Below are 21,394 nucleotides of genomic sequence, written 5' to 3' on the forward strand. Positions count from 1 at the left end.
CACCTGATGCTAACGTACTTTAATCCTTATGATAGAGGTATAACAGAAGTATTCAGGAGGTAGTGCACATTGGTTAGCCAGACTGTACTGGATTACCGCTGGATCGGGCAACGGATTCGAGAAATTCGACAGCAACGTGGATTAACACAGCAACAATTGGCTTTAGGTATTTGCAATCAATCACAGATCAGTCGTATTGAAAAAGGAGTCGAATCGGTGTCTGCTGAGATTTTATTTCAGATTGCACATAAGTTTAGTCTCGATATCCGTATTTTTTTCGATATGAACGAACAGCAGATCAATGAGATTCAGACTATTCGTAAAAATATTAAATATTTGCAAAAAAAGCATATGTATCAGGAGTTATTGCAGTATATTGAAGATCATCAAGTGGAAGCGATATGTCGTTATTCGTTGATGGATCAGCAATTTGTACTGTATCAGAAAGGAAATGCGTATGTGCATCTAGGAGCTGTAGATCGTGGATTTCCTATGATTCAATTAGCACTGAAATTAACATATCATTGCGAACGGATTCCAGCTTTGTATGAGATCGAAGTCATTCAAGCACTGGCAATTGCTTATGGATTCGATGGAGATTACAGAGCGTGTATTGGTTGGTTACATAAATGCTTGCGTGCACTTCATGTGTATCGTGAGGATAATGATCAGTTTACGCCTATTTTTTATTATTTATCTAAAGCTTACTCGGATACACAAGATTACCGGATGGCTATTGAATATGCGACACAAGGTATTCGCTATTGTGAAAATCGTAAAATTGGTTATTACCTCGATCAACTGTATTATGAATGTGGCTACAGTTATGAGCAGATCGGACAACAGTTCAAAGCAGAGCAGTGTTACGCTAGATCAAAGTTACTACAAGATTTATTTTGCACATATTGATCGATAGTCTGTTCTATTAACTATCTATATACATCGTTCACCTTTTCCATATGGAGAAGGTTTTTTGTCTTTCTAACTGACTTATCCAATAACGCATAGAAAGGCAGATGTTTGGATGAACAATTCGCCTTATATTATGCGGATATACATAAGTTTTTCACAATATAAGCATTATAATTCAGTTATACCTGAAATAAGGAATTTATTGGAAAAGGAGGATATTCGTCTGTTCGTGATTGAATCGTCTATCAAGATGTCGTGAGAAGCAACCGTCGTACAACGCATGATCTTATTCCACTATTTGAAGGAGTGCATATAATGAATATCATTCAAAAAGGCAAATTAATGAAATGGGTACTCGCTGGTGTGATGAGTTGCTCGCTATTAGCAACCTCTATGCCTACTACTCAAGCCGCAGATAGTGCTTCAACTATGCCAAGTATTAGTGGTAAAAAAATTATGGTGGGCTACTGGCAAAATTGGACGTCTTCTGCCAAAGATGGATATGCAGGAGGAACTTCACGCACGATCGCTTTAAGCGAATCTCCAACAGCGTACAATGTGGTTACCGTTGCTTTTATGACTGGAAATGGTATTCCTACATTTAAGCCGGATCGAGGAACCGATGCTGAATTTCGTCAGCAAGTCGCTACATTAAATGCAAGAGGAACAGCCGTTATTCTTTCGTTAGGTGGAGCAGATGCTCATGTGCAACTTAGTGCAGGACAAGAGCAAGCATTTGCCAATGAAATTATTCGCCTGGTCGATGTGTATGGATTTGATGGATTAGATATCGATCTAGAGCAAAATTCGATCAAAGCAGGCAGTAACACAACCGTTATTCCAGCCGCGCTCAAAATCGTCAAAAATCATTACAAAGCACAAGGACAGAACTTTCTGATCAGCATGGCTCCAGAATTTCCATACCTCAAGCCAGGTGGTGCATACGAACCGTACTTAACCAGTCTAGCCGGTTATTATGACTTTATAGCGCCTCAACTATACAATCAAGCAGGTGACGGTATTTGGGTAGATGAAGTGAGCAAATGGTTAGCGCAAAATTCAGATGCAGACAAATACAATTTCCTTTACTATATGGCAGATTCCTTTATTCATGGAACAAGAGGATTGTTACAGATTCCAGCCGACAAATTAGTGCTAGGGTTGCCAGCGAATCCAGATGCAGGTGGCAATGGAACGGTCAAAGATCCAACTGTAGTCTATAACGTATTTTCCAAATTACAATCACAAGGGCAATCGCTCAAAGGTGTAATGACATGGTCGGTGAACTGGGATCTGGGTAGCAATAGCGCCGGAACACCGTATAACAAAGCCTTTTCTAATGCATACTATAACTTGATCTATAACGGAACTGCGCCAACGACTCCTACAACACCGACTACACCAACTAATCCTGAACAACCGACAGCCAAAGCATGGACAGCATCTGCTGTATATGTTGGCGGAGATACAGTGAGCTATAACGGCAAAACGTATCGTGCCAAATGGTGGACTACCGGTGAGACACCAGGACAAGCCGATGTATGGCAACAACTATAATACATGCTTTGATCAGATTCATGTATACCGCATAGCGAAGTCTATCATTGGGGAGGTCTGTAGATGAATTGGAGAAAAGTAATGACAGCAACAGTTGCTATCAGTACATGTGCTTTGCTGATAAGCAGTACCATATGGGCACATGGTTATATCGAACAGCCTGCTAGTCGTGCTTACAAAGGTTCGAATGCACTGGGACTTAATACGAATGTAGGCAGTGCACAATATGAACCACAAAGTATCGAAGCACTTAAAGGATATCCTGCGGCAGGGCCAGCAGATGGACATATCGCTAGTGGTGGGGTAGCAGGGTTTGCACCATTAGATGAGCAGACATCCACCCGCTGGCACAAAACCGATATCAAAACAGGGGCACTTAAAGTGCAATGGAAATTAACTGCTCAACATGCAACAGCCAGTTGGAAATATTATATGACCAAACAAGGCTGGAATCCAAATGAGCCGCTGAAGCGTAGTTCACTACAGGAAATCGCTGTTATCAACGATAATGGAGCCAAGCCTGCCGCAACAGTGAGTCAGACGATTACAATTCCATCAGATCGTAGTGGTTATCATGTGATTTTGGGCGTATGGGATATTAGTGATACCGCTAATGCTTTTTATCAGGTGATCGATGTGAATGTTACAGGTCAGGGCACAGGAGGCACACCACCAACACCTGATCCAGAGACGCCTGCTGCTAATGCTTGGACTGCTTCTGCTATTTATGTTGGCGGAGACACTGTAAGTTATAATGGCAAAACGTATCGTGCCAAATGGTGGACAAGTGGAGAAGCGCCAGGTACATCGGATGTCTGGGAATTGCTTGCGAGATTGCAATAATTTTATATTTTCTATATGATTTTAAGTTCAGTTTAGTTTTTGAAATGTTTACATTGTATTTCAAACACGCATACAGTTCAAAGCTCATCTGATCGAATCCAGTAAGAGGTACTGGTTCGGTGTAGATGGGCTTTTTTGAATAGTAGTATGCAAAATGGGTAAGCGAGGAGAGATTACACCGAACGAGCGAGCTGTTGATTCATCAGTAAGCGAGTGGTTAGATATTTACGAGCATCCGCAGTAATAAGATGCAGATCATCAGGTTGAGCACTAGCGCGATCTTTAGCGAATTTGATCAATGCACCTTCTAGACTTTCCTGAATCGCAATTACCACATATCCGTTATCCAGTAATTGATCGATCGCCAGCTTTTCTTTTTCAAAATCAGCGAACGCAGACATTATAGTACCCCTCCGCTTACTTTTTCTGTTGTAGAAGATAACTCTACCGTAGGTACTTCAAACCGATTACGGTGCAAGTATTGACCGGCTCCCGGTGTACCAACAAACTGCTTATCTCGAATCACAAATTCGCCCCGGCTGAGTACAGATACCGGTTCCCCTGTAATTTCTATTCCTTCAAAAGCGTTATAATCGACATTCATATGATGTGTTTGTGCGGAGATTGTTCGTTTTACAGTAGGATCGAAAATAACGATATCTGCATCGCTACCGATCGCAAGTGTCCCTTTTTGCGGGAAGAGTCCAAATAGACGTGAACTGGCTGTAGCGATAATATCGACAAATTTGTTAAGTGAGATCCGCCCTTTGGCGACCCCTTCTGAATACAATACACTGAATCGATCTTCGATCATTGGACCACCATTCGGAATTTTGGAGAAGTCATCAATTCCCAGATCTTTTTGTCCTTTAAAATTAAATGAACACTGATCGGAGCCGATTGTTTGTAGACTGCCATTCCAGAGCGCATCCCAGAGTACATCTTGATTCCATTTCTCACGTAGTGGAGGAGACCATACATATTTTGCACCTTCAAAATCGGGCTTCTCCAGATCGGTCTGATCCAACAGTAAATATTGTGGACACGTTTCTCCATATACACGTAGACCTTTACGGCGAGCTTCTTCAATTTTGTAGACAGCTTCAGCACAGGTTACATGTACGACGTATAATTGCGAATCGGTAAGACCGGTAAGGTAAGCGGCACGTCCAGTTGCTTCGCCTTCTAATTCAGGAGGACGAGTCAGTGCATGATAGATCGGATCAGTCTGTCCAGCAGCCAGTGCTTGTTCGACCAGATATTCGATGACATCGCCATTTTCAGCATGTACCATAACCAATGCGCCTTCGCGCTTAGCTGTCTGTAACGTTCTAAACAATGTGCCATCATCGGCTTGAAATGTATTTTTGTATGCCATAAATACTTTAAAAGAAGTGATGCCTTCATTTTCAATAATCTGAGGTAATTCATCCAGTACGATATCATTAATCTCGGACACCATAAGATGAAAGCTATAATCGATCACTGCTTTGTCTCGTGATTTGTGATGCCATGTATCTACAGCGCTTTGCAATGTATTGCCTTTAGTCGTTAAGCAGAAATCAATGACTGTCGTTGTTCCACCGAATGCGGCTGCTTTGGTACCTGTTTCAAAATCATCAGCAGTGACTGTACCACCGAAAGGCATATCCAGATGAGTATGAGGATCTATCCCTCCTGGAAAAACATAACAACCACTTGCATCAATTATTTCTGCCTCTTCAGCTTCGATATGAAGTCCTATACTGGCAATAATCCCATTTTCGATTAATAAATCAGCGACGTACGTATCGGATGCTGTGACAATCGTTCCATTTCGAATAATCTTTTTCATCCAATCACCTCTGCTCCGGTATAGGAATTATTCAGTGAACCGATCATTTTTTGACGATCGTTCCAACTCATCGGTGCCATGCCATTTTCAATTTCGATCATATCAATTGCTCCATCGATCGGGCAGACAATCGAACATAGATTACAACCTACGCAATCTTCTTCACGTACTTGCAAAATGCTTTTACCTTCAGCATTAGTCAACATATCAATACATTGGTGAGAAGTGTCTTCACAAGCAATATGGCACTTGTTGCAGTTAATACAATTTTCTTCATTAATACGAGCTACTACCTGATAATTAAGATCCAGATCCCCCCAATTGGAGTAACGGGATACACTTTGACCAATCAGTTCATGAACCGATGTCAGACCTTTATCATCCAAATAATTATTTAGACCATCGATCATTTCTTCAACAATACGGAATCCATGATGCATGGCTGCCGTACAGACCTGAATACCTGTAGCACCCATTAACATAAATTCAACCACATCTTGCCATGTAGAGATACCACCGATACCGGATATCGGTACACCTACATTTAGATCACGTGCACACTCTGCTAACATATTGAGTGCAATCGGCTTTACTGCAGGGCCGCAATATCCGCCATGTGCACCTTTACCCCCTACATGAGGAATGGTATTCCAGCTATGGATATCAACACCGGCTAGACTATTAATCGTATTGATCAGACTGATCGCATCTGCACCACCTTTAACAGCATGACGGGCAACGACAGTAATGTCTGTGATATTTGGTGTTAATTTTACAATAACAGGAGTAGTTGCAACTTCTTTAGCCCATGTGGTCTGAGCTTGCACGAGATCAGGTTGCTGACCAGAAGCAGCTCCCATTCCACGTTCAGCCATACCATGAGGACAACCAAAGTTAAGTTCAAGTCCATCCACACCAACATCTTCGACTCGCTTTACAATTTCGTGCCATTTATATTGTGTCGGTTCAACCATCAGTGAAGCGATAACCGCATGGTTGGGAAATCGTTTTTTCGTTTCATAGATTTCTTTGAGATTCACATCCAACGGACGATCTGAGATCAATTCAATATTGTTAAAGCCAGCGACTCGTTGTCCATTGAAATTAACGGCTGCAAAGCGGGCAGATGTATTAATAATCGGATCACCTAGCGTTTTCCAGACTGCACCACCCCAACCAGCTTCAAAAGCACGCTGTACTTGATACCCTGTATTAGTAGGCGGCGCAGAAGCGAGCCAGAACGGGTTAGGGGAACGAATACCTGCAAGATCAATACTCAAATCTGCCATAATTAACAACCTCCTATAAATATCATTTCATCTAGATCAGGAACAACAACATATTATACGATCGAACTCAGTGAATGATCTTGTTGAGGAAGCAAGTGTTTGCTAATCGCATAAGCAGCTAATTTGCCTTGTTGTGCTGCCGATACAACCATTGCTTCACCTTGGCCTGCTCCAAATATAATATCACCAGCGGCATATACTTTAGGATTAGATGTACGGTGAGTTGTAGTATCTATTGTGACAACGCCCCATGAATGTTCCAATCCAAAGTGTTCGATAAGATCTGTCCGACGTTCTTGTCCAATTGCTGTTACAACAGCATCTACAGGCATTAAGAATTCAGAACCTTCTACAGGCATGGGTACCAATCGTCCATCTTTACCGATCTCGCCTGTTAATTTCATGTGTACACATTCTAGATGGGTAACTTTACCGGTAGCATCACCGATAATTCGTTTAGGTAGCGTTAACCAGTTGAATTCGACACCTTCTTGTTTGGCAAATTCATATTCAAAATCATAAGCTGTCATTTCTTCACGTGTCCGACGATAAACCATTTTTACATTGGCAGCACCCAAACGTACTGAACAGGTAGCTCCATCAATGGCAGTATTTCCTGCACCAATGACAGCTACTTTTTTGCCGAGTAGATTAATATTGGGTTGACCGGTTTTGGTCTGTTCAACCAATTGAATTGCATCATAGACACCTTCTAGTTGTTCACCCTCAATACGGATAGGAGGGACATAACCCATACCTGCTGCTAATACAACAGCATCATATTCAGCAAGTAACTGCTCGGAAGTAATGTCTGTGCCTACTTTCATATTGGTACGAATCTCTACACCTAACTTTTGAACTTGTTCCACTTCCCAGAGAGAGATCGACTGAGGTAAACGGAATGACACAATACCATGAGTATCCAGTCCGCCTGCAAGTGGTTTGGATTCGTAGATCACTACCTGAAATCCTTCACGTGCCAATTCACGAGCGGCTGCTAGTCCAGCAGGGCCTCCACCGATAACAGCCACTTTTTTCTCATTTGTGATACCTGCTTCGAATAATTGAGCATTGTTTTCGATAGCCCAATCAGTTGCATATCGTTGCAATCTACCAATATCTATTGGTTTGGAACTTTCATTGAGTACACATGCGCCTTCACATAGTTCTTCTGTTGGGCAGACACGAGCACAACTGGCGCCAACAGGATTAGCATCCATGATCGTATACGCAGCACCTTTTAGATTGTCGGTAGCGATTCGTTTGATAAAAGAAGGGATATTGATTCCGGTAGGACAAGCTGTTATACAGGGCGCATCATAACAGTACAGACAGCGATTCGATTCTTCTATAGCTCCCTTATGGGTTAGACCAGGCTCTGCTTCAGCAAAATTACGCATAAACATATCTGGTGAAAATGAAGTAAATGTAGAAGAATGTTCCATCGGGTAAACCTCCTTAGAGTTTCTTATCTTTATAATGTTAAATAATGTAACACATTTTAATAGGTTTTCGATATAATTTAGATATTTTTGTTGAAAATATTTATAAATACCATCAAAATCATAAATATAGTATAATTTATATCTATATAGGTTATGTATTCTGACATTTATATATTAAAACTATAGACAATGTCTCTTTTTTTTACACTAGACAGAGTGTCTAATTTCGAAAGTTAATTTTTGACGGCTGTTTTTGAATCGTTTGAATAGAGAAATGAAGCCCGGGATAGTGCAGATACAGGTCCGGTTGAGCGCTACTTGAGCAGAATACAATCTATTCGTTGCTTACAGAAAGGTGGGGGAATATGGATAGTAACCGTATGTTTACAATCGAAGATGCGATGACAAGACCATTATTTGCTCAAGCAGAAGTAATCGGTGGAAGTAGAGGCATATCGAATTCTGTTCGCTGGGTGCATATTCTGGAAAGTTCCAATTTCGAAAGTTTGATTCATGGCGAAGAAATGATTTTGACAACAGGGATACAATTCCATAGCGAGCTTACAACAGCGCTTGAATTTATGGAGAATTTAATTCAGAAAAAAGCAGCGTGTCTTTGTATTGAATTAGGAGACTTTTTTCAACAGATTCCAGTTGAAATGATTGAACTTGCTGATCGTTATGATTTTCCATTGATCATCTTCAAAGAAACTGTACGGTTTGTAGATATTACACTTGATCTCCATTCATTGATTATCAATCACCATCACCGGATGCTCCAAAAGCTAGAACGTATTTCTCGTGAATTTAATCGACTGACATTAACTTCGCAAGGCACTCATAAAGTATTGCAACTATTGCATCAAAGTACCCATCAGCAGGTCGTTTATTTACAGTTGCAAGGTAAGCCTACTTTTTTTCCCGCATTATCTCCTGAGAAACAACGCCCTTTATTGCAATTTTTCGCAGAGTTTAACGAAAGTATGGATGGGATACAGCATGACACAGCACCCTATTTTCGTGAATATCAACAGCAAAGTATTGTCTTAAAACCTGTAGGAGCTCTAGATCAAACATGGGCATATATCATGTTGATCTGTCCGCACAAACCGCAAGAATATGATTGTTTATTATTAGATTCGGCTTCACTTTCGATTGCTCAAGAATTGTTGCGTACCCGTTATATGGAAGAACGCAAATTATTTTCAGAGAATCTATGGGTGGAGGAATTGATCTATGGACGTATCGAAGACGAGAACCGACTCAAAAGTCTGATCGGCCCTGATTTTAATATGATGAATGAATTGCCTTATCGTGTCTGTCTGATCGAGATTGAAAATCCTCAAGATGTGAAATGGAATAGTTCAGAAAATGAGTGGGAATCGATCACATTCCATCTTTCTCTAGTATTGCGTTCTATTTTTGAGAAGTATCTGTTCCATCCGTTAATCACCCTCAAAAACAATCGTCTGACTGTGATAGCGCTAGATAGACAAGCCAAAATGCCCGCGAAGCCAAGACTTCAGCAGGCATTACAATCATTGCAACAGATTCATTCCGATGATAAGCTCAAGCATTTGAAATTAATTATCGGTGTCAGTAAAGCAGGTCATCATTTGAAAAATGCTTCAGCCAGTTATCAGGAAGCGGTGCAGGCATTGTCTCTTTATACTTGCTCTGAGAATACGTTGTTGTTTTATGAAGAATTAGGTGTTTTTCAATTACTGCTTAGTCTCAACGATGGCAAAACGCTGCAAACATTTATTCGCAACTATCTAGGGCCTTTAATTGATCATGATCAGACCAAAGGTAGCGAATTATTGCTTACACTACGAGTGTATCTTGATCATGATGGTTCCAAGCAGATTGCAGCCCAGAAATTATTTATCGTACGTCAATCGCTGTATTACCGTTTGGACAAAATCACCGAATTGTTAGGTGAAGATTATATGTCACCTGAAAATCGTATATCGATTCAAGTAGCTTTGCGTGCCTATCAATTTCTGTATCCTGAGAAAATGTCGTTACCTAATGCTCACTCATCACATGTTTGAACGTAGTCATCAAGAACTCCAAGTCTTCGTCTGTTGAAGATAATGGTGGTGCAAATGTAAGTACATTATTATAGCCAGCGACCGTATCGCCATTTTTGCCAATAATCAATCCTTTACTTTTACAACCGGCAATAATGGATTTTACGATATCTAAGGAAGCTGGTTTTTTGCTGGTTTTATCTTCGACCAGTTCTACACCTGTTACTAGACCGAAGCTACGAATATCACCAATGAGAGGATGATCTACAATATCTAACAGCCCTGTATGGAGACGTTGCCCCAACAGACGAGCACGTTCGATTAAATTTTCTTGTTCGATGACTTCTAGGTTGCGCAGTGCTAGGGCACATGCTGCTGGATTACCACCAAATGTATTCACATGACGAAAGTGTCCGTAATCATCAGTTTTATCTTTGAACGCTTCATAGATATCTTTGCGTACAGCAGTAGCAGAGAGCGGCAGATAACCACTGGTTAATCCTTTAGCCATCGTAACGATATCAGGTTTTACTCCAAAATTATGATGGCCGAACTTTTGACCGGAACGTCCAAATCCACAGATCACTTCATCAATAATCAGCAATACACCATGAGTCCGGCAGATTTCTTGTACACGATCCATATACACTTGATGAGGGATAATAATACCACCGCCGGTGATAACAGGTTCCATAATGACAGCCGCGATCGTCTCGACACCTTCCCAGATGATCATATCTTCGATTGCTTGCGCACACTGTAGATTGAATTCTTCGATCGTTTGCCCTGCTGGACGACGATAACTATCCGGTGGAGCTACATGCAGAAATCCGCCGCCCAACGGTTCATATTTATATTTGCGCTGAGCTTGTCCTGTAGCGGCAAGTGCACCCATAGAACTTCCATGATATCCGCGATAACGTGAAATAAATTTGTGGCGATAATGTTGACCAATCTGTTGTTGATACTGACGAGCAATTTTGAAGGCGGCTTCATTCGCTTCAGAACCACTATTTGAAAAGAAGATCACATAATCATCACCAAGCCAATTATTTAACTTTTCTGCTAGCGCAATAGCAGGCATATGACTTTGTGTTAATGGAAAATAAGGAAGCTGTAGCAATTGTTCATAAGCAGCCTCTGCTAATTCTTTACGCCCATACCCAACATTTACACACCATAGACCTGACATACCATCCATATATCGCTGACCATTTGTATCGGTTACCCATGATCCACTACCTGTAGCCGCAATCATCGGTGGAGCAGCTTCATTATAAGGAGTAATATTATGCCACAGATATTGTTGATCCTTTTTAATAGCTGATTCGTAATCCGTTCCTAATTCGAGCATAATGATTTCTCCTCTCGGTGATTTCATAATTAAATAGTTAGATGTTTGTAGCGAGTGTAGTAAGGCTTATTTCAATAGCGAGCTGTTACCATTTTTTTGCGAGTATAAAATTCAACCCCATCACGTCCATTAGCATGCAGGTCGCCATAGAACGACTTTTTGTAGCCGGCAAAAGGAAAAAAAGCCATTGGAGCAGGCACTCCCAGATTTACGCCTAACATACCAGCATCAATCTCTTCCCTGAATTCACGAATTGCTTTGGCACTGTCAGTATAAATACAAGCACCATTAGCAAATGGAGAAGTATTGGTAATTGTTATAGCTTCACTGATATCTTTAGCTCGCACAATAGATAATACAGGTGCAAAAATCTCATCTTGCCAGATTTTCATTTCAGTTGTGACATGATCGAAGATCGTAGGGCCGATAAAATAACCCTGTTCATGCACAGCCTGATCTTGTCGACCGTCACGTATTAATGTAGCTTGTTCCTGTTCTCCTGATTCAATATAAGCAATCGTCCGTTCTTTATTGGCAGGACGAATAACAGGTCCTAGAAATACACCTTGATCTGCACCATTTCCTATCGTGATCTCGTTAGCAGCAATACGTAACCGCTCGACCAATTCATCTGCAATTTGTTCATGTGCAACGACGACAGCACAAGCCATACAACGTTCACCTGCCGAGCCGAAAGCCGCGGCAATAATATTTTTGACTGCATTATCCAGATCAGCATCCGGTAGTACGATCGAATGATTTTTTGCTCCTGCTAAAGCTTGCACCCGTTTGCCATGCGCTGTTCCTGTTTTGTATACATATTCAGCAACAGGTTGCGAGCCGACAAAAGAGATTGCTTTGACCTCTTCATGAGCTAGCAATGTATTCACTACTTCATGAGCACCATGCACAATATTAAGTACCCCTGGCGGAAATCCGGCTTCAGCAAATAATTCTGCTAGACGATTAACCAGTAATGGTGTCCGTTCAGAAGGCTTGAGGACAAATGTATTACCGCAAGCAATAGCTAAAGGAAACATCCAGCAAGGAACCATCATCGGAAAATTAAAAGGAGCAATACCTCCAATAACACCGATCGGATAACGATACATACCGGACTCAATCCCTGTTGCAATATCAGGTAACTGACTACCCATCATCAACGTAGGTGCACCGGCGGCAAATTCTACACATTCAATGCCTCGTTGTACTTCGCCATACGCTTCTTCTAGGCTTTTTCCATTTTCAAGTGTAATCAATGCTGCAAGTTCATCCCAATGCTTAACAAGCAATTGCTGATAATCAAAAAAGTAACGGGCTCGCTTAGGCACAGCGATTTTTTTCCAGCTTTGATACGCGGTTTGAGCAACATCCACAGCATGATCCACTTCTTCACTACTGGATAACGGAACATAAGCTATAAGTTCACCTGTAGCAGGATTGTACACTTCATCCCACTTGGTAGTGGTCGATTCTACCCATTGTCCACCGATATAGTTTTGTACTTTCTGTATCGTCTTGTTGATTACAGACATCTCTAAGAACTCCTTTCAAATCGAGAACATAAGATAGTAGCAATAAATAAGAGCAATAGTGCTATAGCTGATAGAGGAGCGAAATAATTACTGTGTTTTGCTAGCCATATCTACAATTTCATTGGTATACGCTTCTTGCACATTAGCAGCTTCTTTAATGACTCCAAACTTCAAAGCAATATCAGCCGTCTGCTGGAACATTTTTTCGTCAGTATATCCCATTTTAGCTTCATCCATTCCTTGTGGTTGGATCAATTTGGCGACTTCTTGCATCATTTTAAGTTGATGCTCTTTAGTAGTACTGCCCGATTCGGCTTGCTTCATGACACTATCAACAGCGGCTTCAGGATCAGCTATAGCATCTTTCCAGCCTTTTAACGAAGCGCGAACAAATTTGGCTGCTGTTTCTTTATTAGCATCTAACCACTCTTTATTTGCAAAAAGATTATCTTCCAACATCGCTACACCTTCATCATTCATATCAATTACATTAAGATCGCTATCTTTGAGACCAGACTCTAACAAGATTTGATACTCGTTGTATGTCATGGCAGAAGCGGCATCCAATTCCCCACCTAGAAATTGATCCATTGTAAATCCTTGTTTCGTAAAGCTCACATCTTTATTCGGATCCAGTCCATACTTATCGAATAAAGCTAACAATTCAAATTCATTTCCGCCCATCCAATTCCCTACTTTTTTACCTTTTAGATCAGCAGGGGTGTTGATACCAGCAGACTTTTTGGATACAAGCACCAGACCACTTTTTTGGAAAATCTGAGCGATTTGTATCAATGGCATTTCTTGTTCTTGACTGGTAAGTAGGCTTCCTACCCAATCCACTCCAATATCTGCGGAGCCTCCCGCAACTTGTTGTTCGGGAACAATATCCGGTCCACCAGGAAGAATTTCAACATTCAGCCCTTCTTGCTCATAGTAGCCTTTATCTTTAGCAACAAAATAGCCTGCAAATTGTGCTTGTGGCACCCATTTTAATTGTAATTTCACTGTTGTAGGTTCAGTGGAAGTAGACTCGCCTGTACTTGTTGCTGCACCAGCATCTGTTGAAGCGCTTTTCATTCCACCGCATCCCACCAGTACAGTGATCATAATCACCAGCATAATCACAAGACTGGCTTGAATTTTTTGTGGTTTTATCTTCATCTTTCATTCCCCCTGAATAGTTGATCTATCCTGAATAGATGTGTATCCAAATCCAACAGATGCATGCTATACAAATAGGTGTTGATTCCGATTAAGTAGAATGTGTACATTTAACATCATGTACGCTGAGAAGGATGCCAGCGAATACATACTTTTTCTAATCGTTCTACGATCATATAAAATAGAATGCCTGCAATAGCAGCAAGCACGATACATGACCAGCCCAATGGCATTTTGGCAATTTTGATCGAGTTGGAGAGGAGGTAACCGAGTCCCTGCGAAGAAAAGAAAAATTCACCTACAATCGCTCCAATCATACTGGCTGTAGCGTTAATTTTGAGAGCGGTGAATACATAAGGTAAGCTGTTTTGGATACGCAAATAACGAAATACTTTTGCTTTATTGGCTGCATAAGAATACATCAGATCAAGAGCTAACGGATTCACAGATGACATGCCTTTATAAGCATTGAGAGCCATTGCAGCCATCGTTGTTGCAGTGACGATAGCAATACGAGAACCGATACCGTCACCAAACCACAAATTCATAATAGGAGCGAGGGCTACAATAGGGACAGCATTGAGAGCGGCTACCAGCGTTAGACTGCCAGCACCCCATCGTGGAGAAGCAGTAGCGATAAGAGCAATCACAAATCCAAACAAAGAACCTATAATCATCCCCAATACAGCTTCAGTCAATGTATATCCTGTATAGGACAGCAGTAGACTCCAATTTTCTTGTATAGATGAAGCAATTGCAGATGGAAGAGGAAGTTGATACTTTTTCAGATCAAATATCTTGTGAAAAACCTCGATTTGCCATAACAGCACGAACAAAATACCTAAACAAAGAGGAAACCATACTTTTCCACCACCTAGAAATGATTTTTTGGAACGATTACGTGTATGCAAAGATTGATCTGTTGGTTGCAAGGGAAAAGAATCAATTGCTGTAGATGAAGTGTCAGATAGATATGTAGCTGTTAATTTTTTGTTTTGTAACGATGGCTTTTCCATTAATGGCGGCCTCCTTTAGAGCGGAATTCTGGCTGCCACGGTGATACGATACGTTCGATCAAGCTAATCAACCAATAGCTGACTATGCCAAGCAATGCACCTACAAAGACAGTCGACCAGAACATATACACATGAGAAGGGCCATAATATAGATTGCGAAGCATAATTACGCCTATGCCATGTTGTGCTCCCATCAGTTCAACTAGAATAGCGCCAGTTACAGCTAGAGGAGCAGCGATTTTTAATCCGCTGAAAAGTCCAGGGATAGCAGCAGGCAATCGTAGTTTCCAGTAAATACTCCAAGGTTTTGCCGCATAAGAATACATTAATTCCAGCGCCGAAGGTTCTACACTACGTAATCCACGCAACATATTTAGCGCTACGGGAAAGAAAGTGATATAACCTGAGATAATAATGCGAGAGATATATTCATCGCGTACAATTCCATAAATAATAGGAGCAAGTCCAAGCACCGGAATCATCTGTGAAGCTATTGCATAAGGAAATGTTAATTTTTCGATCCAGGTAGAGACACTCATTAATATAGCGAGTATTACACCTGCTAGTGCACCCAGTAGAAATCCAATTCCAGCATTTCCGAAGGTAGCACTTCCTTCTTGTATCAATGTGCCGCTATAGTGAATACTGGTTGCAACTACTTCATGAAGATAAGGAAGCTTGGATTGCGCCAAAGGAAGATGACCTACATTTAAGATAGCCCAAGATGTAATCTCCCAGATCACCAACATAACAGCGATCCATACAACAGCAGGCAAAAGGCGATTGCGTAAAAAAAGGCTATTTCCTCTCATACGTCACACCCCTTCAAAGCTATCGCGAATCTGCGCAATTAATTCAAAAAATTCCGGGCTGTTACGCATTTCCTGTGTACGTGGTCTTGGCAGAGGAATCTCCACTACAGCAGATAAACGTCCGGGATGCGGCGATAACACGAATACCCGGTCTGACAAAAAAATCGATTCAGGAATACTGTGAGTCACAAATACAATCGTATTCTGAATTTGATTCCATACAGATAATAACTCTTCATTTAATCGTTCTCTTGAAAATTCATCCAAAGCGGAGAATGGTTCATCCATCAGTAAAATTTCAGGCTCCATAGCAAGAGCTCTAGCAATCGCTACTCGTTGTTGCATCCCACCACTAAGTTGCCATGGATATTGATCTGCAAATTTTTCTAACCCTACTAATTCTAATAATTCGAGTGCTTTGCGTTCACGTTCACTTTTACTAACACCTGTTAGTTCTAGCGGCAAAGCTACATTTTGTTTTACTTTGCGCCAGTCGTATAACACAGGACTTTGAAATACAATCCCATACTTTTGTGATAATCGTGCTTCTTTAGCAGTTTTACCTGCGACATGAATAGTTCCATTAGTAGGCTGAATTAGATCAGCCATAAGCCGCAGCAGTGTAGTTTTTCCACAACCAGAAGGCCCCAATAGAGAAACAAACTCTCCTTTGGCAATATCTAGACTCACTTGATGAAGAGCCAGTACATCAGCAGTATCTGTAGAGTAACGCATTTCAATATTGTTTAGCTGAATCTCAGGTATGTGTGTTTGATGCGTGACAGTCGAAGCAGTCAAAGACATATGGTTTCCCCCTTTAAAGATTCATAAAACATATTATGATGCTTAATCTAACTGGATAAGTCACATCATAATCAATAATTCAAACGAAATCAATATAATATGTTAGGTAATATGACTTAATGTTCGATTAACTAACATATTAAATGTAATATGAATAGGTAGCACTAGACAAAAAGTAAGATTGCTATCATAAAATTGAGTCATTTTGTCCAGATCATCGTTGTAACCGCTAAAATTAGAAGAAATCTATCATTTTTTGACAATAAAAAGAGAGAAGTGAAGCAATATTGTGCATAAAATTTACAGATTAACGAACGATTATTCATATGTGTATAATTAACATTCGCTTTTTGATTGACAACAATATAATCCTGTCCTAGAATGTAACAAGTAAAGCTGTTTGATATGAAAATAACAACACGTATCAAAGACAGCGAATAGAGTTTGGCGACAATTGAAAAACACTTCGTATAATCCTGAGAATAGGCTCAGGAGTCTCTACGGATCACCGGAATGATCTCTCTACGGAATGAAGAAATAGCAGTATGAATTTTCTTTGACATCTAGTCTACTATCTATACAGATATAGAGTAGGTAGTTTTGAAGATAACATCATACGCGTTTATTCTGATTTTAGAGACCCCGATGAACAGCTCGTCCATCGGGGTCTTTTGTCGTTTTATCTATTCATTTCCAAGAGGAGGAAGATAGCAATAATGGAACGTTTCTTTAAGTTGAAGGAACACGGTACGAGTGTAAAAACAGAAATGGTTGCAGGGTTAACAACCTTCATCACAATGGCTTACATTCTATTCGTTAATAACTTGTTCTTGGGACCAGGTGGAGCAGGCATACCTGCGGAAGGCGTATTTTTTGCTACAGCAGTAGGTGCTGGATTGGTAACCATTTTAATGGGGTTATTTGCAAATATTCCGGTAGCACTTGCACCAGGTATGGGTTTGAATGCTTACTTTATGACAGTTGTACTTAGCTCCAACGGAATGATCACATGGCAAGCGGCTTTAGGCGCTGTGTTTCTTTCGGGGATTATCTTCATTATTTTAACGATTACCAAAGTTCGTCAGTTGCTACTGGTCGCTGTACCGCAATCGATCAAATTTGCGATCACTGTAGGTATAGGATTGTTTGTAACGATTATTGGTTTGAAGTTGGGAAATGTTATTTCAGTATCAGCTACAGTTAAAAATGTTACAGATGTTGCACAGTTAGCAGCGCCTGTCACAGTTAAAGGTTCTGATTTCCAATTAGCATTAGGAGATTTCATGCATAGCCCGGATACACTGCTTGCTATTATCGGGTTGTTCGTAATCGGAATACTCATGGTATTGCGAGTTAAAGGTGGATTATTGATTGGTATTATCGTTGTGACGTTAATCGGTATTCCAATGGGTGTTACTGATCTAAGTAGTTTGTCGACGGCACACTGGATTCCTTCTTTCGATAATCTAGCTGTCGGACAATTAGATATCAAAGGTGCAATCGGTATAGGACTATTTGAAATCATCTTTATCTTTACGTTTGTAGAACTATTCGATACATTCGGTACACTTGTTGGTACAGCCGAACGTGCAGGATTGTTCAAAAACAAAGAAGAAGGCGAAAAGAAAATCAGCAAAGCGATGTTGGTAGATGCAGTAGGGGTAAGTGCAGGTGCTGTTCTAGGTACAAGTACAATTACTTCTTATGTAGAAAGTACAGCAGGTGTAGCTGAAGGTGGACGTACAGGTTTGACAGCAATCACAACAGGCGTATTGTTCTTATGTGCATTGTTTATTGCTCCATTAGCATTGGTTGTTCCGTCTGCGGCAACAGCTCCAGCATTAGTAATTGTTGGTGTATTGATGATGAGCCAAGTAAGCAAGATTGAATGGGACGACTTTATGCAAGCATTCCCTGCTTTCTTAACGATTATCTTTATGCCATTTACAAATGGTATTGCTAACGGTATCTCAGCAGGTATTATTGCTTTCGTCGTTTTAGGATTCTTTAGCAATATTGCTTCTCCGCGCAAAGTAAAAGTACACTGGTTGATGTGGTTGCTAGCTATTCTGGTGATCTGTCGCTATGTATTCCTGGGTTCAGAGTAATCGGGTATCATCACATTATATTTTCGAATCAAAATCAAATCATCCTAGTGAAACATTCATGATTTAATGCTAATTCATCCTTTGAAAAGGAACAGCAGTAGGGATTCTTCCACAATGGACGCAAGTCTGGCGGAGTAACACCACAAATGATGAAACCAACAAATTCATGAATAACTAAAAATGTAATAAACAAATAATAAACAAGCCCGAAACGAATTAAAGAGTAACAAAACTCAAAACCCCTTTAACAGCTAACAAAGCCGTTAAAGGGGTTTTTGATGTAGTTCATGTATATTTAGATTATTATATTTGGTTCATTTACTTATTCATTTATTTACTTATTATTTTGTAGCCTATATTTTTCATGAGTATAGTGTATATTTTCAATGGATATGCTGGATCTATTCAATTTATTCTTTTTCTATATCATTGAACCGAATTCATTTTCTTAAATTGATCTTATTGCTTCTAGCTATTTAATTTTTACTCAATTCTTTATGCTCTTTCACAAAATAAACAATAGAACGATACAAAAAGTCCAAATAACCTTTTTCGCCAAACCGATCAAAATAACGAACAAAACGTTCATCAGTCATATAGGTCTCTGCTATACACAATAAAATAGCTCCATCACAAACCATAAATCGCCCTAGCATACGACTCCATTGACTGATTAAATCTTGTACTTCATTAGCAGATGGAGAAAGTTGCTCATATTGAGCTATCCTATGAAAAATATGTTCAATGTCTGCCGAAAATTGTGTGTATTTCTCTTTTTTAGCACTATCAGATAAATGTTCTAAGTTGGCTTGAAATTCCTGATATTTTTTAGTAGCTCCATACACCAATTTTGCTTCTGTATCATACTGATCTTCAATAGAAAAAGTAGAAGAATCATCGAATATATTCAGCTTCTGTATATCTGTTCCTTCTATATAATGATCCAATTGTTCGATAACTGTTGTTAACTTTTGTTTTTGGCGTTCGAGTAGACTGCGTTGCTGAAGCAAAATCTCTGTTTGTTCATCCTTAGATAAAGGAAGTATGGTGGATATCTCTGTAAGTGAAAAGCCCATTTCTTTAAATAGTAAAATCATCTGTAACGTCGCAAGTGCTTGTCGATCATATAATCGGTATCCATTCTCACCAATATGACTTGGATGCAACAAACCGATTTTATGATAATGATGCAATGTTCGTTTAGTGATTCCCGTAATGTGCAGCATATCTTTAATCGTGAATAGTTGTGATTTCATGCCAAAATTCCTTTGTCTCAGCAAGAATAAGTTCTGCTGGCGTAATAGTTGCTTCTATTATACTTTTTCCAGTTTTCTTTAAATAATACTGAATCAAATAATAACCACAAGCATAACCACCTGCATAAGGCATACCTACTGGCTCACCATATTGCAATTTAGTAATTTCATCACCGTATAAATAAGGGCTTATTTGATGAAAGCCACTTCGGTCAAGCTTATCTTCTAATAGTGGTTTAATTTGATTATTTAAAGTACTCATATCTGTTTTGGACACCCATGGACCTAATAAATGTTCACCATATAGACCCGTAGCAAAATTTTCAGCCAAACCTTCACTAACAATTAATTCTCCTAACATTATATGCTCATAATTCCAAGGAATAAATTGATATCTTACATTATGATTGCATTCATGTGCGAGTACAGATTGAATACGAGGAAGTGTGTATTCGTTTGGAATCAGTGTAACTAGAATGTGACCAGGAATTCCACCATCTCCACAGATTCCTTCATTGATCGCTAATACGGAACTATTAGAATCCCCTAATAAAACGGTATATATATATTGAGTAACATTCAAATGAATTTGATTTTGCACAAATAAGTTCAAGCTATTATGAACAGCAGCGTCACAATCTTTCCAGAACTGCTCAGATGAGATTGCTTTTAAAAGAGGATACAGAGTCTCGGTAATATCTGGTGGAGCAATATTCATTATATTATTCAATGTAATCACATCAAATGAATGAAAAGCATCTGTTCGATAAGGGATCTGCTGAATATCCCATTTCTTTATAAAAGGAAGCAACATCTGTGTGCGATATTGTTCTACCTTTTGTTCTGATGAGGTATTTATAATTGCTTGATATATTCGATCTGAACGTAGTGCCTTTATATTCATTGCAATCACTCCCCTGTCAAAGATAATGATTCCATTATTAAGTATCCCCTTACGTGACAGTCAAGAAAAGAATACACATATCATAAACTTTCATTTTTAATTCGCCCAATCATAGAATAATGTAGAGAGTAGAGAGTAGAGAGTAGAGAGTAGAGAGTAGAGAGTAGAGAGTAGAGAGTAGAGAGTAGAGAGTAGAGAGTAGAGACTCTGTTGGCTCGACTATTAAAGGAATATAATAAATAAACTTCAATAGGAATAACAATCAGGTTTCTACTTAATACGTACTAATAGAATAATAAATTAAAAAATATAAAATAATGCTTGCTAAATAAATTCAACCATGATATATTATAAAAGTTGTCACGAACGAACGACAACAAACACAAATATCATACGAAAACAACTTGAAAAAATACTTCAAAAAAAGTACTTGCCAAGTGGTTGGAAACATGATATGATATAAAAGTTGTCACCGAGAAACACAGACAACAAAAACGAAATGTTTGATCTTTGAAAACTGAACAACGA

General features: G+C 39.7%; 17 protein-coding genes, 1 pseudogene and 1 riboswitch. Of the genes and pseudogenes, 6 read left to right on the top strand and 12 right to left on the bottom strand.

The window, feature by feature from the left end; genetic code table 11:
- Positions 1-69 precede the first annotated feature (69 nt).
- The 4 genes and pseudogenes from ACFSGI_RS01630 (at position 70) to ACFSGI_RS01645 (ending at position 3,312) form a co-directional block, all read left to right on the top strand.
- On the top strand, positions 70-909 hold the full coding sequence (locus ACFSGI_RS01630) for a helix-turn-helix domain-containing protein (RefSeq protein ID WP_204826643.1): 840 nt from the start codon (positions 70-72) through the stop codon (positions 907-909).
- 345 nt (positions 910-1,254) lie between these two features.
- A pseudogene (locus ACFSGI_RS01635) lies at positions 1,255-2,259 on the top strand (chitinase); the annotation flags it as partial.
- A gap of 6 nt (positions 2,260-2,265) precedes the next feature.
- Positions 2,266-2,469, top strand: coding sequence for a carbohydrate-binding protein (locus ACFSGI_RS01640; RefSeq protein ID WP_379282263.1), 204 nt, complete (start codon positions 2,266-2,268; stop codon positions 2,467-2,469).
- A 63-nt stretch (positions 2,470-2,532) separates the two neighbouring features.
- On the top strand, positions 2,533-3,312 hold the full coding sequence (locus tag ACFSGI_RS01645) for a lytic polysaccharide monooxygenase (protein WP_204826645.1): 780 nt from the start codon (positions 2,533-2,535) through the stop codon (positions 3,310-3,312).
- A 173-nt stretch (positions 3,313-3,485) separates the two neighbouring features.
- Here the strand turns inward: ACFSGI_RS01645 and ACFSGI_RS01650 are convergent, their stop codons facing one another.
- From ACFSGI_RS01650 to ACFSGI_RS01665, 4 genes are read right to left on the bottom strand one after another with little or no spacing between them, the layout of a single operon-like run.
- Complete coding sequence (locus ACFSGI_RS01650) at positions 3,486-3,713, bottom strand: hypothetical protein (RefSeq protein ID WP_204826646.1); 228 nt, start codon at positions 3,711-3,713, stop codon at positions 3,486-3,488.
- On the bottom strand, positions 3,713-5,146 hold the full coding sequence (hydA, locus tag ACFSGI_RS01655; RefSeq protein ID WP_204826647.1) for a dihydropyrimidinase: 1,434 nt from the start codon (positions 5,144-5,146) through the stop codon (positions 3,713-3,715). Before hydA ends, ACFSGI_RS01650 begins: the two co-directional genes overlap by 1 nt.
- Positions 5,143-6,435: an NAD-dependent dihydropyrimidine dehydrogenase subunit PreA gene (gene preA / locus ACFSGI_RS01660; protein ID WP_204826648.1), complete on the bottom strand. Its 1,293-nt coding sequence runs from the start codon at positions 6,433-6,435 to the stop codon at positions 5,143-5,145. Before preA ends, hydA begins: the two co-directional genes overlap by 4 nt.
- A gap of 53 nt (positions 6,436-6,488) precedes the next feature.
- Complete coding sequence (locus ACFSGI_RS01665; protein WP_204826649.1) at positions 6,489-7,880, bottom strand: NAD(P)-dependent oxidoreductase; 1,392 nt, start codon at positions 7,878-7,880, stop codon at positions 6,489-6,491.
- A 365-nt stretch (positions 7,881-8,245) separates the two neighbouring features.
- On the opposite strand from ACFSGI_RS01665, the gene ACFSGI_RS01670 reads away from it, so the two are divergent.
- Complete coding sequence (locus ACFSGI_RS01670; RefSeq protein ID WP_204826650.1) at positions 8,246-9,934, top strand: PucR family transcriptional regulator; 1,689 nt, start codon at positions 8,246-8,248, stop codon at positions 9,932-9,934.
- Here ACFSGI_RS01670 and ACFSGI_RS01675 read toward each other — a convergent pair.
- From ACFSGI_RS01675 to ACFSGI_RS01700, 6 genes are all read right to left on the bottom strand, one after another.
- Positions 9,909-11,267 (bottom strand): aspartate aminotransferase family protein, encoded by a 1,359-nt coding sequence (locus ACFSGI_RS01675; RefSeq protein WP_204826651.1) that lies wholly within the window; start codon positions 11,265-11,267, stop codon positions 9,909-9,911. The two genes, ACFSGI_RS01670 and ACFSGI_RS01675, sit on opposite strands and share 26 nt — an antisense overlap.
- A gap of 71 nt (positions 11,268-11,338) precedes the next feature.
- A complete protein-coding gene (locus ACFSGI_RS01680) occupies positions 11,339-12,802 on the bottom strand; it encodes a CoA-acylating methylmalonate-semialdehyde dehydrogenase (RefSeq protein WP_204826652.1) in 1,464 nt (487 codons plus the stop codon).
- Positions 12,803-12,889: 87 nt separating this feature from the next.
- Positions 12,890-13,966 (bottom strand): ABC transporter substrate-binding protein, encoded by a 1,077-nt coding sequence (locus ACFSGI_RS01685; RefSeq protein ID WP_204826653.1) that lies wholly within the window; start codon positions 13,964-13,966, stop codon positions 12,890-12,892.
- A 116-nt stretch (positions 13,967-14,082) separates the two neighbouring features.
- A complete protein-coding gene (locus tag ACFSGI_RS01690) occupies positions 14,083-14,982 on the bottom strand; it encodes an ABC transporter permease (RefSeq protein ID WP_204826654.1) in 900 nt (299 codons plus the stop codon).
- Positions 14,982-15,794, bottom strand: coding sequence for an ABC transporter permease (locus ACFSGI_RS01695; protein WP_204826655.1), 813 nt, complete (start codon positions 15,792-15,794; stop codon positions 14,982-14,984). Before ACFSGI_RS01695 ends, ACFSGI_RS01690 begins: the two co-directional genes overlap by 1 nt.
- Before the next feature lie 3 nt (positions 15,795-15,797).
- Positions 15,798-16,598: an ABC transporter ATP-binding protein gene (locus ACFSGI_RS01700; protein ID WP_204826656.1), complete on the bottom strand. Its 801-nt coding sequence runs from the start codon at positions 16,596-16,598 to the stop codon at positions 15,798-15,800.
- A gap of 446 nt (positions 16,599-17,044) precedes the next feature.
- Positions 17,045-17,143: riboswitch (purine riboswitch) on the top strand.
- A 171-nt stretch (positions 17,144-17,314) separates the two neighbouring features.
- Here ACFSGI_RS01700 and ACFSGI_RS01705 point away from each other — a divergent pair.
- Positions 17,315-18,706: an NCS2 family permease gene (locus ACFSGI_RS01705; protein WP_204826657.1), complete on the top strand. Its 1,392-nt coding sequence runs from the start codon at positions 17,315-17,317 to the stop codon at positions 18,704-18,706.
- A gap of 476 nt (positions 18,707-19,182) precedes the next feature.
- Here ACFSGI_RS01705 and ACFSGI_RS01710 read toward each other — a convergent pair whose 3' ends face one another.
- Entirely contained in the window at positions 19,183-19,932 is a 750-nt protein-coding gene (locus tag ACFSGI_RS01710) for a MerR family transcriptional regulator (RefSeq protein WP_379282247.1), read from the bottom strand.
- Between the two features lie 4 nt (positions 19,933-19,936).
- Entirely contained in the window at positions 19,937-20,866 is a 930-nt protein-coding gene (locus tag ACFSGI_RS01715) for a DUF2268 domain-containing putative Zn-dependent protease (protein ID WP_204826659.1), read from the bottom strand.
- Positions 20,867-21,394 lie beyond the last annotated feature (528 nt).

Source organism: Paenibacillus nicotianae (assembly GCF_042681745.1).
In the GTDB taxonomy this organism is placed as follows: domain Bacteria; phylum Bacillota; class Bacilli; order Paenibacillales; family Paenibacillaceae; genus Saccharibacillus; species Saccharibacillus nicotianae.

Coding starts and splice junctions, on each gene's coding strand:
- ACFSGI_RS01665 (WP_204826649.1), bottom strand. CDS start 7,880: ATGGAACATTCTTCTACATTTACTTCATTTTCACCAGATATGTTTATG.
- ACFSGI_RS01710 (WP_379282247.1), bottom strand. CDS start 19,932: ATGCTGCACATTACGGGAATCACTAAACGAACATTGCATCATTATCAT.
- ACFSGI_RS01680 (WP_204826652.1), bottom strand. CDS start 12,802: ATGTCTGTAATCAACAAGACGATACAGAAAGTACAAAACTATATCGGT.
- ACFSGI_RS01700 (WP_204826656.1), bottom strand. CDS start 16,598: ATGTCTTTGACTGCTTCGACTGTCACGCATCAAACACACATACCTGAG.
- ACFSGI_RS01670 (WP_204826650.1), top strand. CDS start 8,246: ATGGATAGTAACCGTATGTTTACAATCGAAGATGCGATGACAAGACCA.
- preA (WP_204826648.1), bottom strand. CDS start 6,435: ATGGCAGATTTGAGTATTGATCTTGCAGGTATTCGTTCCCCTAACCCG.
- hydA (WP_204826647.1), bottom strand. CDS start 5,146: ATGAAAAAGATTATTCGAAATGGAACGATTGTCACAGCATCCGATACG.
- ACFSGI_RS01695 (WP_204826655.1), bottom strand. CDS start 15,794: ATGAGAGGAAATAGCCTTTTTTTACGCAATCGCCTTTTGCCTGCTGTT.
- ACFSGI_RS01705 (WP_204826657.1), top strand. CDS start 17,315: ATGGAACGTTTCTTTAAGTTGAAGGAACACGGTACGAGTGTAAAAACA.
- ACFSGI_RS01690 (WP_204826654.1), bottom strand. CDS start 14,982: ATGGAAAAGCCATCGTTACAAAACAAAAAATTAACAGCTACATATCTA.
- ACFSGI_RS01685 (WP_204826653.1), bottom strand. CDS start 13,966: ATGAAGATAAAACCACAAAAAATTCAAGCCAGTCTTGTGATTATGCTG.
- ACFSGI_RS01715 (WP_204826659.1), bottom strand. CDS start 20,866: ATGAATATAAAGGCACTACGTTCAGATCGAATATATCAAGCAATTATA.
- ACFSGI_RS01645 (WP_204826645.1), top strand. CDS start 2,533: ATGAATTGGAGAAAAGTAATGACAGCAACAGTTGCTATCAGTACATGT.
- ACFSGI_RS01650 (WP_204826646.1), bottom strand. CDS start 3,713: ATGTCTGCGTTCGCTGATTTTGAAAAAGAAAAGCTGGCGATCGATCAA.
- ACFSGI_RS01675 (WP_204826651.1), bottom strand. CDS start 11,267: ATGCTCGAATTAGGAACGGATTACGAATCAGCTATTAAAAAGGATCAA.